Below are 8,791 nucleotides of genomic sequence, written 5' to 3'. Positions count from 1 at the left end.
CACACTGGTTTTAATTACAGCAAGAACACGGCCTTCCACGCTATACAACTTGATATAGCTATTATTTCCCTCCTCCATCAGAGCACCAACCACACCTTGATTTCCGACTTCGACTTTAATGATACTGTATTCCGTAGAATATTGCCCCACCGAACCCTTAGCATTAAAAATACAAACCTGCTTCTTCCCTCGATCCGCTATGACAATGTACTTATCACACACATTCGCAACCGGGTCGGACATATTATATGAACTATTCCACTGCACCTTACCATCACGATTGTAGGCTATCGCGCCATCCTTACCATATTTAATGATATAACTTCCGTAGCTCAAATAACCTACCGTTGTTTCACCCTTGATCTGTGTGGATTTCACCGCCTTATAATTGTGATAATTTCGATTGTATATACTCCATGTTACAATGATACCGATTAACGATACCACTACTAACAGGATAAGTAACAGCAAATTTCTGGTTCTTTTATAATGTTTCTTACGACTGGCATATCCTCTGACGGACTTGTCCTCATTTTCTCTCTCCATAGCAATCTCCCATAGCCAATTTCATGAGTGTATTATAACAAATTTACAAAATAATGACACTAGTTTTTTCTTAATATAATTCAGAATGACTATAACCCAAAAAGATAAGGCTTTTGCGACATTGCAAAAGCCCAATTATTATATCACTTAAACGAAACCGGTACGCCATTGTTTTCATTTCGATTAAGGGACGATCAATTTTTGTCCGACCTTGATATGATCCTGATCAGTAATACCGTTTAGTTCCATTATCTTTTTCACTTTCGTATATGTATTATATAATTTATGGCTGATATCTGCTAAGGTATCACCTTCTTTAACCGTATAATACTTCACCTGTGGCTTTGAGGTCTGGCTTCCCTTTGGTTTGTCAGACGAGCTGTTTTTTGTGGGACTTTTTGTATCACTATTATTATTCTTGGTAGTGTTATTCGCTGTTTTAGTACCGCCATCCTTAATCGGATTAACATTCCCCGGCTCCACTTCAACATCCAGTCCGTCGCCATTATTAGATGTTTGGTTATTATCCGAATTCTTCACCGGTTTATCGGTTACTTTTGGAGTTACCGTTTTATCCGCCGAATTTTTATCACTATCTTTCACGTTAGAATTTTTCCCATCATCCTTACTATCTACACCACCCTGATAGTTTTGCATATTATGAGTTAACGTATCTATTGTGTTTTGCATATTCTTCATCTGATCAAAATTACGTAACATCGCAGCACCAACAATCAGAACAACAATCGCAAGCAACGTTCCTGCAGCATACATCAATCGTGCTACATGCTTACTATTATCCTCCTCTTTTTGTTCCGTGTTCCTTTGAATCGTGGTTCGTATCTCCCTAGATACTCTATCATCGTACTCAGCCTCTATGCTTTCTGGCTTTTTATGGTCTATGATGTAGGTTTGCATCTCATCATTCTTCTCATAATATATGTAATAACCTTCCTGTTTGTTCAGGCGGTTGTTCTCATAACATAAAAAACTCTCTTCTTTTTCCAAAGAGTCATAGGTAAGTAAAATCTTATCCTTCCCCCCGAAGTTATTCAAATGAGTTCGCAGAATCTTCTCGTCCTCTTCTAGCAAATATCCTGGTCCCCCAACAAACCATCCAACTATCTCACAATCTAAAAAATATTGCTTAATGTCCTCATATATTGCCGTCCACGTATCATTTGTAAATGTTATCTCATTATCTGCTCCGGTATCGTTCACCTTTACGGCTCCTGATACGAATATATTTCTACTGCTATCCGTTCTGATACACTGGCCAACCAGTACTGCGATATTTAATCCGGTATATTCCTCTCCGGACAATTGTTTCACGTAGGTCATAACATAATCTTCAATATATATCTTCTTAAAACTATTCCCCTTACCCACCTGTCTTATGTTCTTTGGCATCTTTAGGGAAGACTGCGCCTTGCCCACTCTATCTGAATCCGAATTATCATTGCTATAAATCGTCTCTATCAAAATTCTCACTCCTATTCCATACATAATTTCGAGCTTTCTGAAATATAATTTATCATAGCATATTTAGGACATGCATTTTGTCACATCGCGTTTACCCCAGAATATAACTTTTCATCAAGATTCTACTTAATAAATGTGTAAATCACCTTATTGGTTGTTTTTTTTCAAGCGGATTGATGACAAACAACGAAAAATGAGTAAAAAATGCAATAATTATCCCAAGTTATCTGGTTTTCCGTGTCTATTACATAAAACATTTGGTAATACTTAACCTACAAACAATGAAATTTATTTTGTTATGACGAAACGATATGCCCGTACAAAACGGGCAAGTGGAGGTAGAATGAGCATTTTTTTCAAAAGCAAAAGCAGTGTATCATATTTCAACTCTTCCGATAAAAATATTGCATTTGATCTTGGCAAAATGTTATCCGATTTGCTGAGAGAGCAATTTCTTCTAAATAAAGCAATTATCTTTTTATGCATTGGTTCTGATCGAGCCACCGGAGACTGTCTGGGTCCAATCATCGGATATAAATTAACAAAATATCGAAAGCATAAAAACATATTTATCTATGGTACTCTGGAGGAGCCGGTTCATGCGAAAAACTTAAAAGAAACGATCCAGAAGATCTATCAGAAACATGACGATGCGTATATCATTGCAATTGACGCGTCGCTTGGAAAATCCAATCATATCGGATATATAACAATCGGTGAGGGTCCACTAAAGCCCGGTGCCGGTGTGGATAAGGATCTGCCGGAGGTTGGAGATGTCTTTATCACCGGTATTGTGAACTTCTCAGGTGACTTTGATAATATGCTCTTGCAGACCACCCGTTTAAATGTGGTGATGTCCATGGCAGATCAAATCTGCCTCGCCATTAATTACTGCTTTAGCAAGCTACGAGTCTTGACGTTGCAATAAAGAAGTTTAAAAAGCCTCATACGTTAAACGTCAATTCAATATAATTATATGAATTGGATGTGTACTATAAAACATATTTCATTGCAACACGCTCCCGCTTGGATGAAGTACGTAGTGGAATTGGAGGCTAAAAAAGAGGGTATCAGTAAAGTCATATTTGACTTTACTGATACCCTCTTTTTTATGTTGTTAGGCTGTAAAATGATTAGAGTGGCAAAAGCTTTTATGCATATTGGCGATGGCAAATAATGATATTCGATTTTGACACTCTAATCCAATATTCTAATTAATAATATTTTTTCTTCTGAGCTGGTTTCTTCTCTTCAAAGATAACCGTATTGCCTTTTCTCTTCTTCCACATTACCCAAAGTGGTCCAGCGATACAGATTGTAGAATAACAACCACTGATGGAACCTACTGCCATAGGAAGTGCGAATGCTTTTATGGAGTCAATGTTATTCAAATGTGCAATAATGTAAACCATACTTACACTGATCATAACCGCAATATTAGTATTGACAGAACGCATCATGGATTGAGTAATAGACAGGTCAGTGATTTTCTCAATGGATTCTCCCACCAATGCCTTGGTGTTCTCTCTGATACGGTCGTAAATTACGATGGTATCATTGATCGAGTAACCGAGAATACTCAGCGCCACGGCGATAAAGGAATCGCCAATCGGAATCTTAAATATGACGCACGTGAAGAATACGACAAATACGTCATGCACGAGTGCTACTAACGCCATTACACCGGCGGAGAGACCACCCATCATCTTAAATCGAATCCATACATATAATACGATAAATAGAGCGGCAAGCAATACTGCCTGAATACCATTCTTGAAGAATTTATCACCAAAGTATTTCTCAACCATATTTGTTTGTTTCAAGTCCAGTTTATTCTCAGGGAACTTCTCTTTTAACGATGCATTAAGAGCATCCTGATCCTTTGCATCTAAGCCATACTTACCAGCCAAGTTGAATACAATCTGCGTCTTACCTGTGGTATAGTCTTGGGTAATATTAGCTGTTACGGGTCTGTTTAATTGTTTTTCCACAAAATCAGAAGCTGCATTCTCATCAATCTTACCTTCATAGGTATACTGGAGCATCGCACCACCCTTAAACTGAATGTCCAACTGAACTCCTTCAAAGATAGCAAATAATGTACCTACTACCATAATTGTAAGAGAGATGGTGAAGTAAATCCATCGTTTACTGAAAAACGGAATTATTTTATTACTATTCTTCATAAGTCACCCTCCTTGACCAGCAGGTATAAAGTGCCGGTTTCTGCAAAAACTTAAATGAATGCAAGGAGAATACCATCAAACGTGATCCGGTTACACCTGCAATGAAGTTGAATACAATACCGGTAAATAATGAATAACCAAAGGATAATAACGATCCTGTACCCATAAACATCATGATGAATGCTACGATTAATACTGTGATATTACCATCAAAGATAGAGGAGAAGGAGTTAGAGAAACCGGATTTAATCGCGGACGCGGTACTCTTACCTGCCTTAATCTCTTCACTAATTCTCTCCGAAGCAATAACGTTCGCATCGACACCCATACCAATGGACAGGATAATACCAGCAATACCTTGTAAGGTCAATGTCATCTGCGGAACGGAGATTGACAGTAACTGTCCTGACATCTGAATAATCAGAGAGATAACAGCAACCAGACCAGGTAAACGGTAATAGAATATCAATAATACACTAATGATACAGAATGCAATAATACCTGCCTGAACCATTACGTTTAATGCACCTGCACCAAGCTGAGGGCTGATGGAGGAGTAATTCTTAGCAGTCATGGAGAAAGGAAGGGCACCTGCATTAATCTTCTCTGCTAATGCCTTTGCTGCATTATAGTTCTCCATTCCTTCGATAACACAAGAGCCATCACTAATCACAGCTTGAATTGTTGCAGACTGAATAAGATTGTCATCCATGTAGATATCCATCTCTTTATTTAGATACTCTGTACTGACTTTTTTCAGTAATTCTGTACCCTTTGAATCGAAGGTTAAGCTTACCATGTAGCCGCCGTTCTGTTTGTCCATAACAGGTGCTGCTTTCGTAACATGGGATCCTTCGATTAATAGCTCTTTTTTATCATTGGTGAACTTCAGCTGTGCTGTTTCACCTAATTCTTTAATCGCTTTTGCAGGATCAAAATCTTTCTCTCCTGTCTTCCATGGGAAATTGACAATTACAAATCCATGTTCCTTGTCAATCGTGATGTCACGATCCAAGATGTTCTTCTGATCAAGACGAACCTCAATAATGGAACGTGCGGATTCTAATTCCCCAGGGGTTGGTTTACGATCAAGTCCAACCGGCTGGAATGCAGCTTTAACACCACCACGGATGTCTGTACCAAAACGCATATCCGGAGATCCAAGAATTTTAAAATTGGAGTCACCCACTTTAAAGTTAACTCCGAAAATAGCCGAATACGCCATAAGTAATGCAATCACTAATACTATAAAAAATACTGGCTTATTTTTTTTCATTTTCTTATCCTTTCATATTTTATAATTTCTCTTTTAAATTATAGTCGGTGGAGCATGTCCACCTAATGATATGGACAGCAGCGGGATATGGCGAACCGTTGGTTTCATGAAACATCTTCGATAAGACAACAGAACGCAATAACCGGCCAGCAATAAAGCCATTATATATAAACTTTTAAATATTAATTGTCGATCTTGTGCTAACTTCGTATATTGAGAGAAGGAGTAGTTCACTTCAGTTAATATATCATTCATGTTATAGTACGATGTGATTAAGGAAAACTTATTTACCGGTGTCATAGAAGTGGACTCCGGTTTCAACTCGTCTGAAAGGACTGCATTGTATATTGATGTTCGTCCAAATCCACTAATCATAGGGGTGAGAATTAAATTGGACAAAAAAATAAAGCATAACAAAACTATGAAAGTTTGGTGCTTGTTCTTCCATTTCAACATTCTTTCTCACGCTCCTCTCAGAATATTATCGTACCTTATTAATTTAACATAAATTGCTGTTTTTGTATACCAAAATATATCAAAACATGTTAACCCCGCCCATAGAAATGGCGGTGTCTTCATCTAGGATTCTTACATACTATTTTATCTTACATCGAACACAAAGCCTACCACTGCGAATCTTCGTTCCACATCGCTCACAGGCAAACCATGCATCACCGGAATCTTCTGAAAATTCCAAGCGTTCTTCCCTGATCCACTCCAGAATTTTTGACGGTGTAATCCCGTTTTCCTCCGATATTTGCGCTATGGTAACTCCGGGATGCGTCAAAACATATTCTTTTATCTTGTCATATTCTTCTTCATCTTCAAGAATCCTTGTTTTTACCCCGGGGGAATTGTCCGCTGCGGCAGATCCCTGCTTGTTTTCCCATACCACTCTGGAACATTCAGGACATAATTCCGGACCAAACATATATTTAAATAATCTTCTACAGTTTTTGCAAACTTTAACCTCCATGTTCCACCCCTTTCTATGACTCATATTTAAAAGTTAACAAACTTAACTAGAGAGCTAAAAGATATAACACAAATTCATTATAACATTCCTGATAATACTTGGCAAAATATTAATAAATGGCTGCTACATATTTACTACAGTAACAGCCAATCATATCTCCTACCTATTTAATTTGACTTTTTTGGAGGTTGAACAGGTGGCATCTTGGGTACCGTCGCCTGTGGAGGTATATTAATTGATTTCAGTCTTTCATCCGAAGTGTTAGCAGCTTTTACTGATTTTAAAGCTCTCACAATGAACCCTCCTTGTAATATTAAAAATCGTTTTTAAAATAATCGTCTTTCTTTATATCTGCGATATGTGCCAGTCGTATATCAGCGGGAATACTATCCCCCTTCAAACTATTCGTTTCAATATCACTCCACTTTTTCTCATATTGATAATACAAATTGTTAATCTCCTCTTCTGTCATCGAACCGTTGGCAACATAAAACCATTTTGATTCTATCTCATCACAGAGTAAGGTCATCTGATTGATCATGCCATGAATTACTTCAATCCTTTTCTCATAAGAAAGAAGGGGTTTCACCGCAGTAATCACTTGGGACACCGCGATAACGCCAGCCCACACAACAGGGAACTCCTTCCACACTGCCCATGCAGCAACTGCTCCCGAGGAGGTGATCGCCAGCAATAAATTGATTGCTCTCTGTACCCATATACATTGATTATAGTATTCATTAATATATATTAATCGGTATCTCTTATCCGTTAACTTTTTCCAATAACGTTCCTGCATAATGCTCCTCCTTTCTACTCCAATATATTCAACAAAATTCGATATCGTTCGCGAAAAAGCATCAAAGCGCAGAATAAGAGCTGACACAACAAGAAACTTATTCTAGAAACGACATAAGAGCCGAGTTATCTATTTTATTATCATATTATAACTTTTCGGTAATACTAAACATTCAAATCAAAGCTTGAATGATTCCCAGAATTCATCGCTTTTATTCGAACGTAAGTATTACCAAGAAAGTTATAAATTCAATAAAATAGAACAACCCGGCTCTTATGCCTGTTTTATCATTGAATCTGGCTGTCGTGTCAGCCCTTATACTTTACTTTAATTTTGCATATATATCATATAACTTGGATACTGATTGAACACCAATTAACCTATATCTGTTTTCTAACTATTTTGTATTCGTCTTGGAATTGATAATGCGGACAGCTAAATTCGCTGTAGCTTAAGAATCTACCCATATCATCCTCATCGAGATTGATTTGGCATTCATAGCAATCATATTCCTCATCATAAACATAATTCATACAGCTGTCACAGCTTGTTATACCTGCCATATCTATCTCCTATCACAGTTCCACTCTACCTTCAAATGCTCGAAGCAGCGTAACCTCGTCTATGTATTCGAGGTCTCCGCCCACCGGAATACCGCTGGCGATTCTACTCACCTTAATCCCTGCCGGTTTAATCAGCTTGCTCAAATACATCGCAGTTGCCTCACCCTCTAGGCTCGAGTTGGTAGCAATAATCACTTCCTCAACATCACCTTGAAGACGCAGCATCAGCTCTTTGAGCTTGATATCCGCAGGCCCGATGCCTAACATCGGAGAAATAGCCCCGTGCAGAACATGGTATACCCCGTCAAACTTGCCGGTTTTTTCATAAGCGGCCAGATCTCTCGGATTCTCTACCACCATGATCAACTTCTTATTTCTAGTTGGTGATGAACAAATCGGACAAAGCTCTTTATCCGTAAGGGTCAAACATTCCTTACAATAGTGAATATTTTTTTTCGCCTCTACGATTGAATCTGCAAGACTGCCCACCTGCTCTTCAGACATATTAATTATGTGAAATGCAAGTCTTTGCGCTGTCTTGGCTCCAACTCCCGGTAGCCTTGACAATTCCTCTATTAACTTCGTTATTTGCCTGCTATAGTAATCCATTAGAAAGGAAAGCCTCCAAGACCGTTCAGTCCGCCTGTAATTTGACCCATAACAGAAGAGGACTCCTCTTCCATTTTACGAAGTGCTTCATTTACTGCTGCCACAATCAGATCCTCTAACATCTCAACATCATCCGGATCAACCACTTCCTGAGAAAGTTTCACAGATACGATTTCCTTTTTACCGGATACCTTAACTGTTACCGCGCCACCACCAGCTGTTGCTTCATATTCCTTATCTTCAAGCTCTTTGGTTTTATCCTCCATCTGCTTTTGCATTCTTTGAGCCTGTTTCATTAAATTACCCATATTTCCCGGAACGCCTCCACCCGGAAATCCACCTCTTTTAGCCATA

12 protein-coding genes (1 of these 12 only partly in view) are annotated in these 8,791 nt (G+C 38.4%); 1 reads left to right on the top strand and 11 read right to left on the bottom strand.

The window, feature by feature from the left end; genetic code table 11:
- Together AC6IWN_RS17535 and AC6IWN_RS17530 are read right to left on the bottom strand one after the other, a co-directional pair.
- Window positions 1-546: the start of a DUF5711 family protein gene (locus AC6IWN_RS17535; RefSeq protein ID WP_497989209.1), read on the bottom strand. 630 nt of this gene lie to the left of the window's left edge; the window shows 546 of its 1,176 coding nt (coding positions 1-546); it begins with the start codon at window positions 544-546; its stop codon lies beyond the left edge, outside the window.
- Between the two features lie 183 nt (window positions 547-729).
- The gene (locus AC6IWN_RS17530; RefSeq protein WP_497989207.1) at window positions 730-2,028 is read right to left on the bottom strand and encodes a LysM peptidoglycan-binding domain-containing protein; all 1,299 of its coding nucleotides are present in this window, start codon (window positions 2,026-2,028) and stop codon (window positions 730-732) included.
- A 343-nt stretch (window positions 2,029-2,371) separates the two neighbouring features.
- Between AC6IWN_RS17530 and yyaC the strand changes: the two genes are divergently transcribed.
- On the top strand, window positions 2,372-2,956 hold the full coding sequence (gene yyaC / locus AC6IWN_RS17525) for a spore protease YyaC (RefSeq protein WP_497989205.1): 585 nt from the start codon (window positions 2,372-2,374) through the stop codon (window positions 2,954-2,956).
- A 286-nt stretch (window positions 2,957-3,242) separates the two neighbouring features.
- Here yyaC and secF read toward each other — a convergent pair whose 3' ends face one another.
- The 9 genes from secF to AC6IWN_RS17480 form a co-directional block, all read right to left on the bottom strand.
- Entirely contained in the window at window positions 3,243-4,214 is a 972-nt protein-coding gene (gene secF, locus AC6IWN_RS17520; protein WP_497989203.1) for a protein translocase subunit SecF, read from the bottom strand.
- Entirely contained in the window at window positions 4,204-5,490 is a 1,287-nt protein-coding gene (locus tag AC6IWN_RS17515) for a preprotein translocase subunit SecD (protein WP_497989201.1), read from the bottom strand. The genes secF and AC6IWN_RS17515 overlap by 11 nt, the downstream gene beginning before the upstream one ends.
- Window positions 5,491-5,523: 33 nt before the next feature.
- On the bottom strand, window positions 5,524-5,946 hold the full coding sequence (locus AC6IWN_RS17510) for a hypothetical protein (RefSeq protein WP_497989199.1): 423 nt from the start codon (window positions 5,944-5,946) through the stop codon (window positions 5,524-5,526).
- Between the two features lie 139 nt (window positions 5,947-6,085).
- Window positions 6,086-6,466: a hypothetical protein gene (locus tag AC6IWN_RS17505; protein ID WP_497989197.1), complete on the bottom strand. Its 381-nt coding sequence runs from the start codon at window positions 6,464-6,466 to the stop codon at window positions 6,086-6,088.
- Window positions 6,467-6,633: 167 nt separating this feature from the next.
- A complete protein-coding gene (locus AC6IWN_RS17500; RefSeq protein WP_497989196.1) occupies window positions 6,634-6,759 on the bottom strand; it encodes a hypothetical protein in 126 nt (41 codons plus the stop codon).
- A 20-nt stretch (window positions 6,760-6,779) separates the two neighbouring features.
- Complete coding sequence (locus AC6IWN_RS17495; protein WP_497989194.1) at window positions 6,780-7,265, bottom strand: hypothetical protein; 486 nt, start codon at window positions 7,263-7,265, stop codon at window positions 6,780-6,782.
- A gap of 380 nt (window positions 7,266-7,645) precedes the next feature.
- Window positions 7,646-7,828 carry a DUF6472 family protein gene (locus AC6IWN_RS17490; protein ID WP_497989192.1) on the bottom strand — a complete coding sequence of 61 codons (183 nt, stop codon included), beginning with the start codon at window positions 7,826-7,828 and terminating at the stop codon, window positions 7,646-7,648.
- A 12-nt stretch (window positions 7,829-7,840) separates the two neighbouring features.
- Window positions 7,841-8,437, bottom strand: a complete 597-nt coding sequence (gene recR / locus AC6IWN_RS17485; RefSeq protein ID WP_497989190.1) for a recombination mediator RecR — start codon at window positions 8,435-8,437, stop codon at window positions 7,841-7,843.
- Window positions 8,437-8,790, bottom strand: a complete 354-nt coding sequence (locus AC6IWN_RS17480) for a YbaB/EbfC family nucleoid-associated protein (protein ID WP_497989188.1) — start codon at window positions 8,788-8,790, stop codon at window positions 8,437-8,439. The genes recR and AC6IWN_RS17480 overlap by 1 nt, the downstream gene beginning before the upstream one ends.
- Between the last annotated feature and the right edge of the window lies 1 nt (window position 8,791).

It is taken from the genome of Variimorphobacter sp. HTMS_6, from assembly GCF_059717775.1.
Note: the sequence above shows the minus strand (reverse complement) of the source record. Positions and strands in the feature narration are given on the sequence as shown.